The 18,170-nt window shown below is 74.9% G+C and carries 15 protein-coding genes; 6 read left to right on the top strand and 9 right to left on the bottom strand.

Annotation, left to right across the window (positions count from 1 at the left end):
- Positions 1 to 56: 56 nt before the first annotated feature.
- On the bottom strand, positions 57 to 1,004 hold the full coding sequence (locus ACWDYF_RS14105) for a MurR/RpiR family transcriptional regulator (RefSeq protein WP_018567056.1): 948 nt from the start codon (positions 1,002 to 1,004) through the stop codon (positions 57 to 59).
- 91 nt (positions 1,005 to 1,095) lie between these two features.
- Between ACWDYF_RS14105 and ACWDYF_RS14100 the strand changes: the two genes are divergently transcribed.
- Together ACWDYF_RS14100 and ACWDYF_RS14095 are read left to right on the top strand one after the other, a co-directional pair.
- Complete coding sequence (locus ACWDYF_RS14100; protein ID WP_064533786.1) at positions 1,096 to 1,479, top strand: hypothetical protein; 384 nt, start codon at positions 1,096 to 1,098, stop codon at positions 1,477 to 1,479.
- Positions 1,476 to 1,745 carry a DUF4031 domain-containing protein gene (locus ACWDYF_RS14095; protein ID WP_381737316.1) on the top strand — a complete coding sequence of 90 codons (270 nt, stop codon included), beginning with the start codon at positions 1,476 to 1,478 and terminating at the stop codon, positions 1,743 to 1,745. The genes ACWDYF_RS14100 and ACWDYF_RS14095 overlap by 4 nt, the downstream gene beginning before the upstream one ends.
- A 27-nt stretch (positions 1,746 to 1,772) precedes the next feature.
- Here ACWDYF_RS14095 and ACWDYF_RS14090 read toward each other — a convergent pair whose 3' ends face one another.
- The 4 genes from ACWDYF_RS14090 to ACWDYF_RS14075 all read right to left on the bottom strand — a co-directional run bounded on the left by ACWDYF_RS14090 (position 1,773) and on the right by ACWDYF_RS14075 (position 6,371).
- Entirely contained in the window at positions 1,773 to 2,723 is a 951-nt protein-coding gene (locus ACWDYF_RS14090) for a helix-turn-helix domain-containing protein (protein WP_389463133.1), read from the bottom strand.
- Positions 2,724 to 2,995: 272 nt separating this feature from the next.
- On the bottom strand, positions 2,996 to 4,294 hold the full coding sequence (locus ACWDYF_RS14085) for a peptidoglycan-binding protein (protein WP_389463131.1): 1,299 nt from the start codon (positions 4,292 to 4,294) through the stop codon (positions 2,996 to 2,998).
- A gap of 328 nt (positions 4,295 to 4,622) precedes the next feature.
- On the bottom strand, positions 4,623 to 5,666 hold the full coding sequence (locus tag ACWDYF_RS14080) for a GNAT family N-acetyltransferase (protein ID WP_389463323.1): 1,044 nt from the start codon (positions 5,664 to 5,666) through the stop codon (positions 4,623 to 4,625).
- A gap of 51 nt (positions 5,667 to 5,717) precedes the next feature.
- Positions 5,718 to 6,371: an HD domain-containing protein gene (locus tag ACWDYF_RS14075; RefSeq protein WP_389463129.1), complete on the bottom strand. Its 654-nt coding sequence runs from the start codon at positions 6,369 to 6,371 to the stop codon at positions 5,718 to 5,720.
- 50 nt (positions 6,372 to 6,421) lie between these two features.
- Between ACWDYF_RS14075 and ACWDYF_RS14070 the strand changes: the two genes are divergently transcribed.
- Positions 6,422 to 7,096, top strand: coding sequence for a maleylpyruvate isomerase family mycothiol-dependent enzyme (locus ACWDYF_RS14070; RefSeq protein ID WP_389463128.1), 675 nt, complete (start codon positions 6,422 to 6,424; stop codon positions 7,094 to 7,096).
- Positions 7,097 to 7,184: 88 nt separating this feature from the next.
- On the top strand, positions 7,185 to 7,907 hold the full coding sequence (locus tag ACWDYF_RS14065) for a copper homeostasis protein CutC (protein ID WP_381737326.1): 723 nt from the start codon (positions 7,185 to 7,187) through the stop codon (positions 7,905 to 7,907).
- 129 nt (positions 7,908 to 8,036) lie between these two features.
- Here ACWDYF_RS14065 and ACWDYF_RS14060 read toward each other — a convergent pair whose 3' ends face one another.
- Positions 8,037 to 10,154, bottom strand: a complete 2,118-nt coding sequence (locus ACWDYF_RS14060) for a HelD family protein (RefSeq protein ID WP_389463127.1) — start codon at positions 10,152 to 10,154, stop codon at positions 8,037 to 8,039.
- A gap of 387 nt (positions 10,155 to 10,541) precedes the next feature.
- Between ACWDYF_RS14060 and ACWDYF_RS14055 the strand changes: the two genes are divergently transcribed.
- The gene (locus tag ACWDYF_RS14055) at positions 10,542 to 10,724 is read left to right on the top strand and encodes a hypothetical protein (RefSeq protein WP_018567065.1); all 183 of its coding nucleotides are present in this window, start codon (positions 10,542 to 10,544) and stop codon (positions 10,722 to 10,724) included.
- Between the two features lie 17 nt (positions 10,725 to 10,741).
- Positions 10,742 to 11,929, top strand: coding sequence for a glycosyltransferase 87 family protein (locus tag ACWDYF_RS14050; protein WP_381737330.1), 1,188 nt, complete (start codon positions 10,742 to 10,744; stop codon positions 11,927 to 11,929).
- On the opposite strand, the gene ACWDYF_RS14045 is transcribed toward ACWDYF_RS14050, so the two are convergent.
- The 3 genes from ACWDYF_RS14045 to ACWDYF_RS14035 form a co-directional block, all read right to left on the bottom strand.
- Entirely contained in the window at positions 11,892 to 13,538 is a 1,647-nt protein-coding gene (locus ACWDYF_RS14045) for a DNA repair helicase XPB (protein WP_381737332.1), read from the bottom strand. The genes ACWDYF_RS14050 and ACWDYF_RS14045 overlap by 38 nt on opposite strands.
- 132 nt (positions 13,539 to 13,670) lie before the next feature.
- Positions 13,671 to 15,281 (bottom strand): alkaline phosphatase D family protein, encoded by a 1,611-nt coding sequence (locus ACWDYF_RS14040; protein ID WP_381737334.1) that lies wholly within the window; start codon positions 15,279 to 15,281, stop codon positions 13,671 to 13,673.
- Positions 15,282 to 15,461: 180 nt separating this feature from the next.
- Positions 15,462 to 18,035 (bottom strand): helicase-associated domain-containing protein, encoded by a 2,574-nt coding sequence (locus ACWDYF_RS14035; protein ID WP_389463125.1) that lies wholly within the window; start codon positions 18,033 to 18,035, stop codon positions 15,462 to 15,464.
- Positions 18,036 to 18,170 lie beyond the last annotated feature (135 nt).

Raw genomic sequence — 18,170 nt, 5'->3', positions numbered from 1 at the left:
GGGTCGGGAGCAGGGCGGTCGGAGCGGGGCGGTCGGAGCGGGGCCCGAAGGGACGGTCAGGAGCGCTGGGATCCGCCGCGTGGGCTGTGCCGGTGCGCCAGGGCCTCGTAGGACGCCGCGAGCGCGGGCGCCGCCGTCTCGTACGTCCGCTGCGCCACACCGACGAACAGGCAGTCCACGACCAGCAGTTGACTGGTCCGGGAGGACATCGCGGCCGGGCGCAGCTCGCTCTCCCGGGAGGTGGCGGTGGTCAGCACATGGTCGGCGTACTGGCTGACGGGCGCGTCGGGGCGGCCGGTGATGGCGACGGTGGTCGCACCGCGCTCGAAGGCCACCCGCAGCGGCTCGATCACGTCGCCCGTCGAACCCGAATGGGTGATCGCGATGGCCACGTCGCCCGAGCGCAGCTGCACCGCGTTGGTGACGGCCAGGTGCGGGTCGCTGTGGGCGTGCGCTATCAGCCCTATGCGCAGCAGCTTCTGGGTGAGGTCCTGGGCGACCAGGCCGGAGGCGCCGATGCCGTACACATCGGTGCGGCGGGCCCCGGCCAGGGCGGCGACGGCCGCGCCGAGCTGGACCGTGTCCAGTCCGGCGGCGGTGTCGGCGAGGGTCTGCTGCTCCTCGTAGGCCAGTTTGGCGACGACGTCGGCGATGGGGTCGTCCACCGCGATGTCGGTCGTGATGGCGGGGGCGCGGCCGGACTGCTGCTGGGCGGCGAGGCCCGCGAGCGCGAGGCGCAGATCGCGGTAGCCGGGGTAGCCGAGCAGCCGGGCGGTCCGTACGACGGTGGCCTCGCTGGTGCCGGTCAGCTCGGCGAGACCGGTGACGGTCAGGGCGGCGCAGCCGGCCGGGTCGTTCGCCACGGCCTCGGCGACGCGCTGCATGGAGCGGGTCATGGACGGCGCGAGCGTGCGCACCTTGGCGGCGAGGGCGGCGGGCGCGGGCGGGGCCAGGCCCGCGGGGGTGCCCGAGCCTGCGAAAATTTCCTTCACGTCCTGGGTCACATATGAAAGATATTTTCTGTCCGGTGTGCGGTCAAGAGTGCGCGACGGCGCACCCGCGCACGCCGCCGGTCCGGATGCGCACAATGGAGCCATGGAATCCCTCAGCCCCCTGGAGCAGGCCCTGCACGCCGCGCGCGCCCTGGTCCTCGCCGATCTGGTCGCCGGTGAGGTCGCCGACGCGGACGTCGTCTCGCTGGTGGAGGAGTCCGTCGTCCAGCGCCGCTGGTGGGTGGAGCAGTGGCCGGACGGCGCCCGGTACGTGGCCGGGCTGGTCGCGCAGGACGTCCAGGACGCCCTGCTGGAGCGGTACGGCCGCTGGCCGCTGTGCCCGGTGTGCGGCTACGGCGACCCGCACGCCCTGGACGTCGAACCCGAACTCGGCCCCGACCCGCACTGGGTGTGCGCGCAGGCGGGCGTGAAGGTCGCGCCGGTGGGCGCGCTGGCCCGCGCGTTCGGCGGGAAGCCGTCGTCGTGACCGTCTACATCGACCCGCCGTCCTGGCCCGGCCACGGCCGTCTGTGGTCGCACCTGGTCAGCGACGACTCCTACGCCGAACTGCACCGCTTCGCCGCCGCCCTGGGCGTGCCCGGCCGCGCCTTCGAGCGCGACCACTACGACCTGCCCGCCCACCGCTACCCGGACGCGGTGGCCGCCGGAGCCGTCGAGGTCGGCAGCCGCGAGGTGGTGCGGCTGCTGCACGCCTCGGGACTGCGGCGGCGCAAGCGGCACGGCCCTGTCTGAGCCGTGGCCCCCACCGGGCGGCGGCCGTCAGCGGGCCGCGGGCACCGGGCTGTGCACGGTGCAGGTACGGCCCTTGCCGTCCGGCCGGGTCCCGCACGCCCAGGCTTTCTGGGCGCCGCTCAGTTCGGTCATCGGGGAGTACACGTCGTTGCCCCAGTGCACCGGGCTGGCCTCGCTGGTGCCCCCGGAGTTGTTCACGTCGACGACCGCCTTGGGCTTCGCGTAGGTGATCCGCCCCCAGGCCGCGCCGCACGCCCTGCTGTAGCGGAGTTCGATCACCATCTCCTCGTTGCGGATCAGGGCGAGCGTCTGCCCGTCCCGGGAACACCCCATGGCCGCCGGGTCCTTGGCCGTGCAGCCGGCCCGGGTGCAGCCGACCGGGTCGGCGTACGCGGACATGGCGGTGTCGGCCGTGCTGCCGCTGTCCGTCCTGCCGCCCGAGCGGTCCGTGGCGTAGTGGACGGCCGCGAAGGCCCCGGCCGCCAGCACCGCGCACGCCGCGGCCACGGCACCGATCAGCCGCGGCGACCGCCACCGCCGGTGCCCGCGGAGGGAGTCCGCGGCGGGGAGGGAGGCCGCGGCGGGGAGGGAGTCCGGTGCGCCCGCTGTCTCCGGCCCGGCCGTCCCGGGCTCCGCACCCGTCTCGGTCCCCGCCGACTCCCCTTCTCCCTCGGCGAGTTCCGGTTCCGGGCCGAACCCGACGGCGGTGCGCAGCAGTTCGGCCCGGTCCCACAGCTCCAGCAGCGGACCCGCGTCCGTGCGCACGGCCTCGGCGAAGCTCTCCACCGCGCCGCGGGGCGGGAACTGCTTCCCGTTGATCCAGCGTTCCCAGGACGACTTCGAGTAGTGGGTGAGGGCGCCGATCCGGACGTAGCTGAGCCCCGACCGCTGTTTCAGCGACAGCAGTTCCGCGTGCAGCGCGGCTGCGGGATCCGGCGGAGACGGGGATACGGGGAGATCTCTGTCGCTCTCGCTCACTGTGGGCCCATTCGCTGATGGACCACCTGGACGGACCGAAGACACAGCGGCGGACCGGCGCCCCCGCCGGTCCGTCGATGGAACTGCCCCCCGAACCAGCCCCGGTGCTCCGGTCCTGAAATTCGAGAGGAAGCATACTGCCGCCGCGACACGCGGCCTTGGCGGCGCGCGTCGCGGCGGCGGGACGCGTGCCCCGCACGCCGCGGTCCAGCGTGCGGGGCACGGTCTTGACGGTGCCGACCGGGTCGCCTCCGGTGACGGAGGAGGCGCGGTCAGGCTCCGGCGGGCGAGACGATCGCGTAGGCGCCGCGCGTGGCCGGGACGAAGTGGCGGTGCATCACCTGGTCGTCGGAGTTGCCCTCGATGGTGTCGACGGTGCCGTCCGCGTTGGCCTTCTCGATGATGCCGACGTGCACGCTGGTGCTGGTGTTCTGCGGGCCGGAGCCGAAGACGATGGCGTCACCGGGCTGCGGGTCGCTCAGACCGCTGTGCAGCGTGCCGTGGTTGCGTCCGTAGTAGTAGAAGTCGCCGCTGAAGGCGGTGCTGAAGCTGATCCCGGCCTGCCGCCAGGTCCAGCTGGCGAACAGCGCGCACCACGCCTCGCACGGGCCGTACGGGTTGCAGTTGGCGCCCCACTCGTGCACGCCGAGCTGGGAGCGGGCGGCCTGGACGATCTTGTCCCGGGTGCTGCCGGACAGCGGGGGGACGGTGGGCGTGCCGCCGCTCTCGCCCCCGGGGCTGCCACCGCCCAGCTCGCGGGCGATGCCCATGGACGCCATGGTCACGGGCCCGGCGATGCCGTCGGCGTCCAGACCGTGTGCGCTCTGGTAGGTCTTGACCGCGTCGAGGGTGGCGGTGCCGTAGTCGCCGTCGGCGGGGGTGCCCGCCTTGCTCTGCACCTGCTGCACCTTCGCGGAGAGCGCGGCGTCGGTCTGCGGTCCGGCGATGCCGTCGACGGACAGCGCGTTGTCGCTCTGGAAGGACAGCACCGCGTCCTTGGTGGCCGGGCCGTAGATCCCGTCGACGCCGTTCGCGGCCAGATAGCCGAGGCCCGCCAGGTTGCGCTGGAGCAGCTTGGTGTCGGCGTTGGTGCCGGTGCCGCTGGAGGTGATGCGGTCGATGTTCATCGCGCCCATGGTCAGGGGCCCGGCGATGCCGTCGGCGGCCAGGCCGTGTGCGCTCTGGTAGGTCTTGACCGCGTCGAGGGTGGCGGTGGCGTAGTCGCCGTCGGCGGAGGTGCCTGCCTTGCTCTGCACCTGCTTCACCTTCGCGGTGAGCGCGGACAGGGTGGCGGGTCCGGCGTCGCCGTCCGCGTCCAGGCCGTTGTCGCGCTGGAAGTGGCGCACCGATTCCGTGGTCTGGCTTCCGTAGACGCCGTCGACCCCGCTGAGCGGGGCGTAGCTGAGGCCGGCCAGGTCGCGTTGGAGCAGGCGTACATCGGTCGCCGCGTGGGCCTGCCCGGCCGTCGGGCCGAGCAGCAGTCCGGCCAGGACCGCGGCGAGGGCGAGCACCAGCGCGGCGGCGCGGGCGCCGCCCGCCTGTCCGGGTGCGCGGAGGGTCGTTGTGGGCACGGGAACTCTCTCCCTGAAGTCCCGGGACGGGCCCGGGTGGGACGGACGAAGGAGTGGGGGGTGCCGGCCGGCGACCCCCATCCTTGGCCACGGCAGCACCGTCCCACCAGTGCGAACGGCGTCCTGGGACGCCATCTGGGACGCGTCCCGCCGCTGACCCGCGGGGCCGCCCGCGACCGGTGCGAGCGGACCGCCCCCGCGTGGGCCGGACGGCCCGTCACCCGTCGCCCCTCCTGTGGAACCTGACGTCAGTCCCCGGACCCCCGATCCCCGGACCCCCGATCCCCGGACACCGCGCGCTCGCCGGACGCGCTCGGCGGCTGCTCGGTCAGGGCAGCAGTTCGAAGCCGAGCAGGCCGTCCGCGTCCTGGGCGGGCAGGTAACCGGCGCGGGTCACCACCCGCTGCGAGGGCCCGTTGTCCGGCTCGATCAGCGCGATCAGCCGCCGTACGCCGTCACGCGCCAGCGCCCACGCCGACAGCGCGCGCAGCGCCTCGGTGGCGTAGCCCCGGCCGCGGGCGGAGGGCGCGAGGTCGTAGCCGACCTCCGCGCAGCCGTCCTCGTCGGGCGCGCCGTGGAAGCCCATGCCGCCGACCGCGCGCCCGTCCTCGCGCCGCACCAGCACGAACAGGCCCCACTCGGCCCGTTGCACCCCGCTCTCGTACGCCTTCACGGTCATCCCGGCGGCCTCGCGCGTCCCGCGCCACGGGCCGTCCTCGACCCAGCGGAACCCGCCGTCGCCACCGGCGGCCAGATCCCGCGCGGCGGCGGGGACGACGCTGCGCAGGACGAGACGGTCGGCGGCGACCTCGGGCGGATTGACCCAGCGCCACCCGGACACCGGCGCGCGGCCCGGCAGTTCGCCGCGGCCGGTGGCCCACAGCAGCGTCGGCCAGGGGGCGTCGGCGGGCCGCACGTGCGGGAAGAGGCGTTCGAGCACGCCCGCGGCCAGTTCGGCGGGCGGCGCGTAGGAGAGGCCCAGACCGGCGGTGATGTCATGGGTGTGCAGCAGCATCTCGGCCACCGCCATCGCGGTGAAGCCCTCGCGGTCCGCGCCGCGGAAGGGGTACGGGTGGAAGGCGCGCACATCGGCCGGGGTGGTGCGGACGGTGGCGGCGAGCAGCGCGCCGGTCGTCACGATCACGTCCAGCACGTCCGCGTTGCTGGTCCCCTCGTCGAGGGTGATCTCGAACGGGACGTACGCGCTGCCCGCCCGCCCGGCCAACTGCCCGGCGTAGGCGAGGAGATCGCCCGCCACATGCTCCGCCGTCTGCCGGCAGTCCCACTCCAGCCGTCCGGCGGGCACGCCGTCCCACTCGCGGTCCACCGCCGTGCGCAGCACCGCGACGGCGTCGGCGACGGCCCGCTCCACCTGTTCCCCACCCCATGGCTCCATGGGCGCAGGGTAGGGGCGGCGACGCCCTCAGAGCGACAGCATTTCCAGCTCGGAGGCGAGGTTGTAGCGGGCCGTCGCCTCCCAGTGCCGCTGGCCGTAGGGGGTGCGGAACAGCAGCGGCCGGCCGAGGAGGCGGCGCAGGATCGCGGCCCGGCCCTCGCGGAAGGCGTCGGCGGGCACGAAGTGGTACTCCTCGCGGACGGCGGCCGTGTAGGCGGCGTACGCGGACGGGGGCGCGGCCAGGACCGCCAGGTCGGCGTCGCACAGGACCTGGCCGTCGCGGTCGTCGGCGGCCGGGTCGTGGCTGGTGGTCAGCCGCACCAGCCGGGCCACCTCCGCCGTCGTCCCGGCCGGCACCCCGGCCTCCGTCAGCGCCCGCTCGGCCAGCCGGGCGGAGCGCTCCTCGTTCTCGGACCGCTCGGGCAGGTAGACCGCGTCGTGGAACCACGCGGCCAGCCGCACCGTGTCCGGTGCGGCGGCGTACTCCTCCAGCACGTCGACGTGGTCCAGGACCGCGTCGAGGTGGGTCAGTGTGTGGTAGCGCCGCTGCGGCTCGCGCCAGCGGGCGATCAGACGGTCGGCGTACGGGACGGGGTCCGGCCCGCCGGCGGGGCCGCGGGCCCCTTCCAGGGCGCGGGCCCACCGGATGCGCAGGGCTTCGGTGTCGACGTGATCGGCCATGCGCTCATTCTCCCGTCGCGGGACCGGCCGTAACCCCTAGCGTGGGGACCATGACTTCTGCTGACCTGCACGAGGTACGGGACCCGCGGCTGCCCGGACGGCTGCTCGCCATGGAACGGGACGCGCTGATCCCGCTGCTGCGGGCGCGGCCGGAGGCGGACTTCACGCTGCCGACCGCCGCGTGTCCGGGCTGGACGGTGCGCGATGTGCTCGCGCACTGCTCCGCCGCGCTGACCAGGGTGGTGGAGAATCGTTTCGAGGAGGGCGTGTTCTCGCCAGAGTGCAATGAGCGGGACATCGCGGAGCGGGCGGAGTGGACGGACGGCCGGGTGGTGGACGAGCTGGAACGCGGCATGACGGAGGCGGGTGCGGTGATCGCCCGGTCCGACGGGGCGCTGGACGGGCTCGCGCTGGGCGAATGGGTGCACGCCGGTGATGTGCGCGAGACCTTCGGTGCGCCGGGCGCGTACGCCGGAGCCGCCCTGTCCTGCGCGCTTCCGCTGCTCGCCCGGGTCACCCGGATCAGGCGCCGGCTGCCGCTGCACGCCGATCTGGACGACGTCGACGAGCCGCTGCGCCTCGGTGACGTGCGCGCCGCGCGTCCCCCGGCCCGCTACATCGGGGACGCGGCCACCCTGGTCCGGCTCTGCACCGGCCGCCCGCTGCCCGCCTCGGGCTACGAGCTGGCGGGCGCGGAACAGGCCGAGCTGAACATCTTCGGGTGACCGGTTCTGCGCCGGGGCCGCCATCCGGCGTACCCTGATATTGGACTAGACCTGTCAAGCCCCAGGGGAAACCGAGGAAAGGGGTCCTATGAGCATGCGTGCAGTCCTGGAGGTGATCGCCCTCGACGCCGAGGACGCGGTCGCCGCCCAGGCCGGAGGCGCGGACCGCCTCGAGCTGGTCACCGACATGGCGGCCGACGGGCTGACCCCGCCGGTGGGCACCGTCGTCGCGATCCGCGCCGCCGTCGACATCCCGCTGCGCGTGATGGTGCGGCTCGCGGACGGCTTCTCCTCGGGCGGGGCCGGGGGCGTGGACAGGCTGGCCGGGGTGGTCGGCGACCTGCGGGCCGCGGGCGCCGGGGAGTTCGTGTTCGGGTTCCTCGACGGGGACGGCCTGGTGGACATGGCGGCCGTGGAACGCGTGGTCACCGCGCTGGACGGCTGCCCGTGGACCTTCCACCGGGCCATCGACAGCTCCGCCGACCGCGACGCCGTGCGCAAGCAGCTGGACGGACTGCCGGGCCTGGACACGTATCTGACCGCGGGCGCGGCGGGCGGCGTGGACGACGGCCTGCCCACCCTGGTCGCCGAGGCGGCCCGCGCCGGGGAGCCCGGCTACGAGCAGCGGATCATGGTCGGCGGCGGCCTGCGTCTGGAGCACGTGCCGCCGCTGCGCACCGCCGGGATCGACGCCTTCCACATCGGCGGCGCCGCCCGGTCCGGCGGCTGGTCCGGCGCGGTCTGCGCCGACGCGGTCGCCCAGTGGCGCTCGGTCCTCGACGGCCTGAGCGCGCAGCAGCTCGCGGTCTGAACGGCCGGCCGGCGCGGGGCGCTCGCGCGGGGGCGGGACGTCACGTGTGCACGGCGGCGCGGGCCGCACCCTTGTCCGGTGCGGCCCGCGCCGCCGTGAGGCGGGGCCCGGCGCGGCCGCCGGGCCGGCTCAGGCCAGCTGTCGCGGGAGCGGCGCCGTGTGGGTGACGATCAGGCCGGAGACGGCACGGGTGAGCGCCACGTACAGGCGGCGCAGGCCGGTCCGCTCGTCCGGTTCGCCGTCCACCACGGCCTGCGGGTCGTCCAGGACCACGTAGTCGTACTCCAGGCCCTTGGCGAGGGAGGCCGGGACCAGGGTGAGGCGGGTCTCCGCCGTCGTCTCCGCACCCGGGGAGAGGTGGGTCAGACCCGCCGCCGCGAGGGCCTCGGCCAGCGCGGGGATCCGGGCGTCGGCCGCGATCAGACCGGTCGAGCCCTCGTGGCGCAGCAGCTCCTCGCAGGCGGCGACCACGTCGGTGTCCCCCTCGGCCGCCCGGATCCGGAAGAAGCCCGGGTTCTCGCGGACCGAGGCGACCGGGGTGAGCCCCGGCGCGATGTGCGGCAGCAGCCGGGAGGCGTACGTGATGACGTCCGTCGGCACGCGGAAACCGGCCGTCAGCTCCTCGATCACGCCCTCGCTCTTGCCGAGGTGGGCCAGCGCCTCCTCCCAGGTACGGGTCGCCCACGGGGTGGTGCCCTGCGCCAGGTCGCCCAGGACGGTCGCGGATCCGGTGGTGCAGCGGCGGCCGACCGCGCGGTACTGCATGGGGGACAGGTCCTGCGCCTCGTCCAGGACCACGTGCCCCAGGGAGTGGGTGCGCTCCACCAGGTCGGTGGCCTCGTCGATCAGCACGGTGTCGGCCGCCGACCACCTGGCCGACTTCACCGACCGCACCGGCTTCGCCCACAGGATCGTCTTCTGCTCCTCCTCGGTGAGGATCCCCTCGGCGTGCGCGGCCAGGAAGTCCGCGTCCGTGAGCAGCCGCAGCACCAGTTTCGCCGGGTCGACGGGCGGCCAGACGGCCTTGACGGCGGCCTTCACCGCCGTGTTGCGGGCCACGGTGTCCTGCACCCGGTCGTCGGGCGCCTCGCCCGCCCGCTCCATCTGCACCAGCACGGCGTGCGCGACGCGCTGCGGCAGGGCCTCGCGGGCGGCGCCGTAGCGGATGCCCCGGTCCAGCAGCTCCTTGACGATCTCCTCCAGCTCGTAGGCCGCGACGCGCCACCGGCGGGAGCCGCGGACCACCACGACCGGCTCGGTGGGCAGCGTGACGTGCGAGTACAGCGCCCGGCGCAGCACCTCGGCCATCCGCGCGTCGCCCTTGACCAGGGCCGCCGCCGCGTCGTCCGTGCCGCGCACCTCGGCGTGGGCCACCAGGTCGTCCACGGTCGCCTGCTGCACGGCCAGCTCGCCCAGGGCCGGGAGCACCTGCTCGATGTAGTGCAGGAAGGAGCGGTTCGGGCCGATGACGAGGGTGCCGGTGCGGGCCAGACGGTCGCGGTGGGCGTAGAGGAGGAAGGCGACCCGGTGCAGGCCGACGGCGGTCTTCCCGGTGCCGGGGCCGCCCTGGACGCAGACGGTGCCGGACAGGCCGGAGCGCACGATCTCGTCCTGCTCGGGCTGGATGGTGGCCACGATGTCGCGCATGGGACCGACGCGCGGGCGTTCGATCTCCTGCTGGAGCAGTTTGCTGGTGACCGTGGCCCCCTCCTGCTCGGCCGGGTCGGACAGGTGCTCGTCCTCGTACGCCGTGAGGTCGCCGCCGGTGTAGCCGAAGCGGCGGCGCAGGGCGACGTCCATCGGGTCCTTCTTCGACGCCCGGTAGAACGGCTGCGAGACGGGCGCGCGCCAGTCGATGACCATCGGGTCGCCCTCGGCGTCGTGCACATGCCGCCGCCCGATGTAGAAGCGCTCGCCCTCCGCCCCTTCTGCCTGGTCGGCGCCCGGGGCGTGCAGGTAGTCGAGGCGGCCGAAGAAGAGGGGGGTGTCGCTCAGGTCGGCCAGTGCCTTGATGCGCTCGTCGATCTGGCGGGCGAGCACCTCGGCGTTGACCCAGTTCGCGCTGACGTCGCGGATGTCGAGCGACTCGACGTCCGCGCGCATGGTCCGCAGGGCGGCGCGGGAGGCGGCCAGATGGGACCGCTCGCGGCCGAGCGGATCGTCCGCCGCGGGCGCGGTGGCAGCGGCGGAGGCCGCGGGGGTGCTCGCGGGACGTACGGCGGGGTCGGTGGGCGTGGACGACGACAAGGCGGTGCCTCCGGAGGACCTGCGGGGACGGGCGGCGCGGTGCGCGCTGCGCGGCGCCGTGCGGCGGGGCGCGGGCACGCGGGATCTGCCGTCCGGTTTCCGTCCGGCCGGCGGCACTCCGTGGGGAGGCGGGCAAGGGCGGAGAGTCTAGTGCGCCGGGCGCGGGGGAGGCCAACCGTTTTCCCGCCGGACGTCCGTGCCCCGGCCCGCTGCCCCGCTCCCGGTCCCTCTATGTCCGGTTCTATGTCCGGTTCTGCCGGTGACCCCTAGGGGGAGTCGCCCGTCCGGTGTAGGGGGTGTGCTCCCTCCAGAGGGGTACGCGGAGGGCAAGAAGGTTGGCTCCGCAGACCGATGCCGACCACGCCCTCCGAGATCCACCATTGAGTCATGAGTGCAGCGACCATCCATCCGGCCCCCGCCGCTCGCCCGGCCGGTGCCACGGCTGTCCGAGGCAGCCACCACCACCGCCTGGGCGACGCCCTGCACGCCGTGAAGGTGTACGCGGGCGCCGCGTTCGACGTGATCATCCTCGGGGAGTACGGCGAGGAAGCGGGCATACGCCACAAGTGACCTACTAGGGTCGGTCCGTGACAGAACGGACGGTGGCCCTCCGGTCACACACGGCGGCTGCTCCGGCCCTCCTCGCCGCCTCCTTCCTCGCCCTGGCGGCCCTGTTCGCCCATCTGCGGCTGCCCATGCCCGACGCGCTGGTGTACCGGGCCGAGGGCGCGGCCGTCCTGCACGGCCGCGATCTGTACGGCTTCGCGGTCACCGCCGGGCGCCTGCCCGCCACCTACCCGCCCTTCGCGGCCGTGCTGTTCGTCCCCACGGCCCTGCTGCCCGCCCCGGTGCTGAAGCTGGTCTTCCTCGCGGGCAACGCGCTGCTGCTGGGCCGGCTGGTCCAGCTGTCCGCGCGGCTCGCGGGCCGGGCGGCCGGGTGGCCGCTGCTGTGCACCGCGACCGCGCTCGCCCTGTGGTGCGAACCGGTCTTCCAGACCTTCCGCTACGGCCAGATCAACCTCGCCCTGGCCTGCCTCGTGCTGTGGGACCTGACCCGTCCGCCCGGAGCGCGCGGCCGGGGCGCCGCGATCGGCCTCGCGGCCGGCATCAAGCTCACCCCCGGCCTCTTCGTCGTCCATCTGCTGCTGCGCGGACGCGGACGGGAGGCGGCCACCGCGACGGCGGCCTTCGCCGCGACCGTCGTCGTGGGCCTGCTCGCCCAGCCCGGGGCGAGCGTCGCCTACTGGACCCGCCATGTCTTCGAGACCGACCGAGTGGGGAAGCTGTGGATCGTCGACAACCAGTCCCTCCAGGGGCTGATCGCCCGCCTGCTGCGGGACCCGGAGCCCGGCCTCGCCTGGCTGCTGCCGGACCTCGCGGTGGCCGCCGCCGGACTCTGGCTCGTCCGCCGGGCGCCCCGGGAGCGGTGGGCCGTGCTGCTCACCGCCTTCACCGCGCTGCTGGTCTCCCCGATCAGCTGGTCCCACCACTGGGTGTGGTGCGTCCCCCTGGTCGCCGTGCTGCTGGCCGAGGGGCACCGCGGCGCGGCGGCGCTCACCGCGCTCTGCTTCACGGCCCGCACCCTGTGGCTGGTGCCGCACGCGGGCGAGCTGGATCTGCGCCTGCCGTGGTGGCAGCAGCCCCTGGCCTCGCCCTACGTGCTGCTGGGCCTCGCCCTGCTCGCGGCGGCCGCCCTCCCGCGCCGCCCGGGACGGACGCGCGATGACCCCGTCCCGGTCAGCCTTCCTCCGCCAGCAGCTCGTCCGCGTCCATGATCCGGTAGGCGTAGCCCTGCTCGGCCAGGAAGCGCTGGCGGTGCGCCGCGAAGTCCTGGTCGATGGTGTCGCGGGCGACCACCGAGTAGAAGTGCGCCTGGTGGCCGTCGGCCTTGGGCCGCAGCACCCGGCCCAGACGCTGCGCCTCCTCCTGACGGGAGCCGAAGGTGCCGGAGACCTGGACCGCGACCGTCGCCTCCGGCAGGTCGACGGAGAAGTTCGCCACCTTCGACACCACGAGCACGGTGATCTCGCCCGCGCGGAAGGCGTCGAAGAGCTTCTCCCGCTGCGCGTTGGACGTCTCGCCCTTGATGACCGGGGCGTCCAGGTGCTCGCCCAGCTCGTCGAGCTGGTCGATGTACTGGCCGATCACCAGCACCTGCTGCCCGGCGAAGCGGCGCACGATCGCCTCCGTGACCTTCCGCTTGGTCGCGGTGGTCGCACAGAAGCGGTACTTCTCCTCGGTCTCGGCGGTGGCGTAGGCCAGCCGCTCGGAGTCGGTGAGGTTCACCCGGACCTCGACGCAGTCGGCGGGCGCGATGTAGCCCTGCGCCTCGATCTCCTTCCACGGCGCGTCGAACCGCTTGGGCCCGATCAGCGAGAAGACGTCGGACTCCCGGCCGTCCTCGCGCACCAGCGTCGCGGTCAGCCCGAGCCGCCGCCGCGCCTGGAGGTCGGCGGTGAACTTGAAGACCGGCGCGGGCAGCAGGTGCACCTCGTCGTAGACGATCAGCCCCCAGTCCCGGGAGTCGAACAGCTCCAGGTGCGGGTAGACACCCTTCCGCCGGGTGGTGAGCACCTGGTAGGTGGCGATGGTGACCGGGCGGATCTCCTTCTTCGTCCCGCTGTACTCGCCGATCTCGTCCTCGGTCAGCGAGGTCCGCTTCACCAGCTCGTGCTTCCACTGCCGGGCGGAGACGGTGTTGGTGACGAGGATCAGCGTGGTCGACCGGGCCTGCGCCATCGCACCGGCGCCGACCAGGGTCTTGCCCGCCCCGCAGGGCAGCACCACCACTCCGCTGCCGCCGTGCCAGAAGTTCTCCACGGCCTGCTTCTGGTAGGGCCGCAGCGCCCAGCCGTCCTCGGCCAGCTCGATCGGGTGCGCCTCGCCGTCGACGTACCCGGCCAGGTCCTCGGCGGGCCAGCCCAGCTTCAGCAGCGTCTGCTTGATCTGCCCGCGCTCGGAGGGGTGCACGGCCACGGTGTCCGGGTCGATGCGCGCCCCGACCAGCGGGGCGATCCGCTTGGACTTCAGCACCTCCTCCAGCACCGGCCGGTCCGTCGTGGTCAGCACCAGCCCGTGCGCCGGGTGCTTGCTGAGGGTCAGCCGCCCGTACCGGTCCATCGTCTCGGCGATGTCCACCAGCAGCGCGTGCGGCACCGGGTAGCGGCTGTACTGCACCAGCGCGTCCACGACCTGCTCGGCGTCGTGCCCCGCCGCGCGCGCGTTCCACAGCCCCAGCGGTGTCACCCGGTAGGTGTGGATGTGCTCGGGCGCCCGCTCCAGCTCGGCGAACGGAGCGATGACACGACGGCAGTCGTCGGCCTGCTCGTGGTCGACCTCCAGGAGTAGGGTCTTGTCGGACTGGACGATCAACGGACCATTCACGCGCGGCACCCTTTCGCTGACGCGGCCGGACGGCTCGGCCAACACTCCAGTGTGCACCACCGCCCGCGCGGCCCGGCCGTGCCGCGGAGGGCGGGCCCGGGGCGGCCCGCGCCCGCCCTCCGCGGGAGCGGGTCACACCTGCCGGGCGCCCGGACGGCGGGGGGCGACGGTGAAGGCGGCGGCGGTGGAGACCGGGGAGCCGGGCGCGGTCACGTAGTCCGTGACGTGGTACTCCGCCCGCAGCTCGTCATGGCTCAGATGCAGCGTGGTGTAGCCGCGCTGCGCGTTGTGCCACTTCAGATGCGGGTTGACGCCCTCGGCCAGCCAGTTGGCGCCGACCTGGTCGGAGGCCGAGCCGTTCTTGCCCGAGGTGACCGACGTACCGGCGAACTCGGTGGCCACCACCGGCGAGGACGGGTCGTCGAAGTCGAGCTTGAGGTCGGCGACGACGCTGCGGTGGATGTCACCGGTGAGGACGACCGTGTTGCGCACACCGCGCTCGTACAGGCCGCCCAGCAGCCGGGTCCGGGCGTCCACGTACCCGTCCCACATGTCCAGGCCGGAGGAGAGCACCGCCGGGTCCGGGTCCTGGTCGACCTGGGCGATCAGCGTCTGGTTGGCGAGCACGTTCCAGGTGGCGTGCGAGCGGGCCGCGCCGCGCAGCAGCCACGCCTCCTGCTCGGCGCCCAGCATCTGCCGGCCGGGGGCGCGCCGCTCGGCGTCGAAACCCGGCTTGGTGCCGTCGCCGCCGACCTGGTCGTCGCGGTAGGAGCGGCTGTCCAGGACGTGCAGGTCCATGACCCGCCCGAAGGTCAGCCTGCGGTACATACGGGCCCGCGCCCCGTGCGGCTTCTGCGGCAGCCGGAGCGGCTGGTGCTCGTAGTAGGCCTGGAAGGCGCCGGCCTTGCGGGCCCGGAAGGCGGCCGGGTCGCCGTCGGGGAAGCCGTCGCCGTCCACCTGGGCCCAGTCACCGGCCCAGTTGTTCTCGACCTCGTGGTCGTCCCAGGTCAGCGCCCACGCGGCGGCGGCGTGCGCGGCCTGGAGGTCGGTGTCCAGCTTGGTGAGCGCGTACCGGTTGCGGTACTCGGCCAGGGTGTACGTCTCGCGCCGGTACTGCGCGTCGAGTTCTGGCATGCCCCGCACGCCCGCGGTGGCGCCGACGCCGTTCTCGTAGAGGTAGTCGCCCAGGTGCACGATCAGGTCGTGCCCGGCGTCGGCCAGGTGCCGGTAGGCCGTGTAGTAGCCCTCGTACCAGCACTGGCAGGAGACGAAGGCCATGCTGAGCCGGTCGCCGCCGCGGCCGTGCGGCGAGGCGGCGGTCCGGGCGCGGCCCGCCTGGCTGATCGCCTGCCCGGCCCGGAAGCGGTAGAAGTACTCGGTGCCCGGCCGCAGGCCGCGCACCTCCGGGTGGACGGAGTGGGCGAGTTCGGGCACGGCCCGTGCGGTCCCGGACCGCACCACGTGCCGGAACCGCTCGTCGGTGGCGACCTGCCACTGCACCGGCACCGTCCGCTCGGGCATGCCGCCGCGGCTGTCCACGGCCAGCGGGTCCGGCGCGAGCCGCGTCCACAGCACGAATCCGTCGTCGTGCGGGTCGCCGGAGGCGACGCCCAGCCGGAAGGGGTCGTCGGGGAAGCGCGGCGCCGCCCAGGCGCCCGCCGTGCTGAAGCCCGCGGTGAACAGGCCGAGCGTGGCGGCGCCCGCTCCTGCCCGGCCGAGCAGACGGCGTCTGCTGAGGTCCATGTGTCGCACCCGTCGTCAGGGGTCTGGTTGACGGGTGAACACTGGGTGCGAGGTGTTACGGGGGCCGGGCGGGCAGGGAATCGGTTCCCGGCGGGCGGGCGAACTCGCGGCCCCCGGCGCACCTGGCGCGACGTCAGAAAGACAGGCTGTGAAGCCTGGTTGAGGCTGACTGACATGCTCTCAGCCGGTGTCCGCCTCCAGCTCCGCCACCCCCGTGATCCGGTGCAGCGGGTAGGTGCGCACCTCGTCCGCCGTGTGGTCGTACGCGGTCACGAATCCGCCCTCGACCCGGATCGGGGCGATGACGTGCTGACCGGCGGTGCCCTCGGCGTTGACGTAGCCGATCCACAGGGCCTCCCCGGTGAGCACGGCGGCCTGCACCGTGGCCAGGGTCTCGGCCGCGGTGGTGCGGGGCAGCCCGCCGTCGGCCGTGGCCGTGGCGGACGGCTTGCGCGGCGCGGTGGACGCCAGGTCGCCCGCCCGGATCGCGCGCACCGCCGCCGACAGCAGCGTGGCGTCGGGCAGCGGCGGACCGTCGGGCACCGGTTCGGGAGCGGTGCGCGGCGGGGTCCGGTGGGAGTCGGCGCGCGCGATCAGCACATCGCCCTCGGCGGACTCGGCCGCCGGTGCGTAGCCCATCGCCCGCAGCCCCTCCAGCAGGGCGGCCGGATCGGCGGGGGTGGCCAGCACGGTCGGCGCGAGGCGGCGCAGCCGCAGCCCGGCGGACCGCTTGTCGGCCAGGATCTCGTTCAGCAGCGCGTCGTCGTCGCAGCGGACGTAGGCCGAGGCCGCGCCGACCCGCAGATGCCCGTGCCGCCGGGCCACGTCGTCGATCAGGTACGCCAGCGGCTGCGGCACCGGCGTCCGGGAGTGCCGGCCGAGGAAGGCGTGCAGGTCGGCGGCGGTGCGCCCGGCGTCCAGGGCGCGCCGCACCGAGGCCGGGGTGAAGCGGTAGACCGTCGCGCCGCCCTTGGACTCCACGTCGGCGAGCACACCGAGCGTGTCCGCCAGCGGACGTCTCAGCGGGCCGGGCGCCACCGCCGTCAGATCCGCCTGGAGCAGGACGTGGTCCAGCGGTTCGGGCAGCAGCGGCGCGAGCAGCCGGGCGGCGGCCTCCGCCGCGGCGGCCCGCGCGGCCTGTGCGGTGGGTACGGCCTGTGCGGACTGCTGGGCCTGCGGGACGCCGGTGCCCCGGTGGTGGTGGACGGGCAGCTTGTCGCCGGGCCCGGTGGGCTCGGGCGCAGGGACCGCTTCCGGCGCGGGCGGCGCCCCGAGCAGCGCCCGGCCGTGCGCGGACAGCGCGCCCCGGCCGGTGACACCCAGCAGCTCCGCCTCGGACAGCGTCCACCGGGCGAGGCGTTCGCGCAGGTCGTGCTCGTGATCGCGCTGCGCCCCGCGCAGCGGGCGCTCCCAGCGCAGCCGGGCGAGCACCGATTCGGCGACCGGCGCGGTGCCCTGCGGAAGGCCCGCCAGCAGCGCCAGCACCCGGTGCCGTACCTCCGGCGCGGCCGAGCGGTCGAGCCCGGGGCCGAGCGCGGACAGCACGCGGTCCTTGGCGTCGCGCCCGCCGGCCACCCCCGGGGTCCGGGTCGCCGCCAGCCACGCCTGCGCCAGCAGCGCCCAGCGTTCGGCGGCGGGCCGCTCCCGCCACTCGTCGTACGCCGGGGTCGCCGCGTACCGCTCGTCCACGTCGCCGTCGGAGGCCAGCAGCCCGGCCGCGTAGGCGAGTTCGATCCAGAAGGCGGCCACCGGCTCGGCCACGTCCAGGGCGACGGCGGCGCGCTTGAGGTCGCGCACGCTCAGACCGCCCGCGCGCAGCACGTTCGGGCCGCCCTCGTCCCAGTCCTTCAGCAGTTCCTCGACGGTGGCCAGCGCGGTGTACGCCTGCCCGGCCGCGGTCGCGTCGACGACCTGCGCGCTGTGCGCGGCGGCGGCCTCCACGGCGGGCGGCAGCGGCTCGGGCGCCCGGTGCGCGCGTCCGGCGCGCAGATGCAGCGCCACCTCGCGCGGCAGGACGACCGTGCCGGGCGCGGTGGGCAGCAGCAACCCCCGGTCGAGCAGCCGCCGCAGCCGGGGCGCCGGATCGGCGGTCACCTGCCCGTACGGCGGCCCCCACACCAGCCGGTCCAGCACCTCAAGGGAGTCCTCCGGCAGGTCCGCGAGCAGCGCGGCCATCCGCTTCCGGTCCGCGAACAGGGCGGTGAGCGCGGCCGCCGCCGAGACCGAGTCATGGGTGGAGGGCAGCCCGGCGGCGGCCACGATCTCCTGGATGCGTCCCGGCGACATGCCCGCCGTGGCCTCCTGCACCGTCGGGCCGAGCCCGGTGGGGGAGGGGTGCTGCGCGGAGGGCGCGAGCAGTTCGCGGGCGGTGCGCACCAGGCGCAGCCGGTCGTCGTCGCCCCAGACCAGCGCCTGTTCGCGCAGGGTGGCCAGCGCGCGGGGCAGCGCGGCGGCGACGGCACCGTCCCCCTCGTCCCCGGCCATCAGCCCCAGCAGCTCGCCGTACGCCGCCGGGTCCGCCGCCACGGCCAGCGCCTCCGCCGTCTGGAGGGCGAACCGGTCCAGCCGCTCCAGCGCGCGCACCACCGAGGCCCGGGTACCGGCCCGGGTGGCGAGCTGGGTCAGGTCGGCGGGGACCGGCGTGATGAGGTCCGGGCGGCTGCGCAGGAGCGCGGTCAGGGAGGCGTCGTCCCGCGCGCGCAGGTCCTCCGCGAGCGAGCGGGGGACTGCCACCGGTTTCTCGTCGCTGCTCATCCGACCCACGGTAGCGGGTGCCCCCGGCGGCCGGGCAGGCGTCGGGCCGGTCCGGAGCACGGACGGGCGGCGGGCGGACCGCGTGCGGGGCACCGGCGTACGGGGCGCGGCGGGCGGGTCGCGGCGGGCGGCCCC

The sequence above is a fragment of the Streptomyces sp. NPDC003284 genome (genome assembly GCF_053589675.1).
This window is presented reverse-complemented; position numbering and strand designations above follow the sequence as displayed.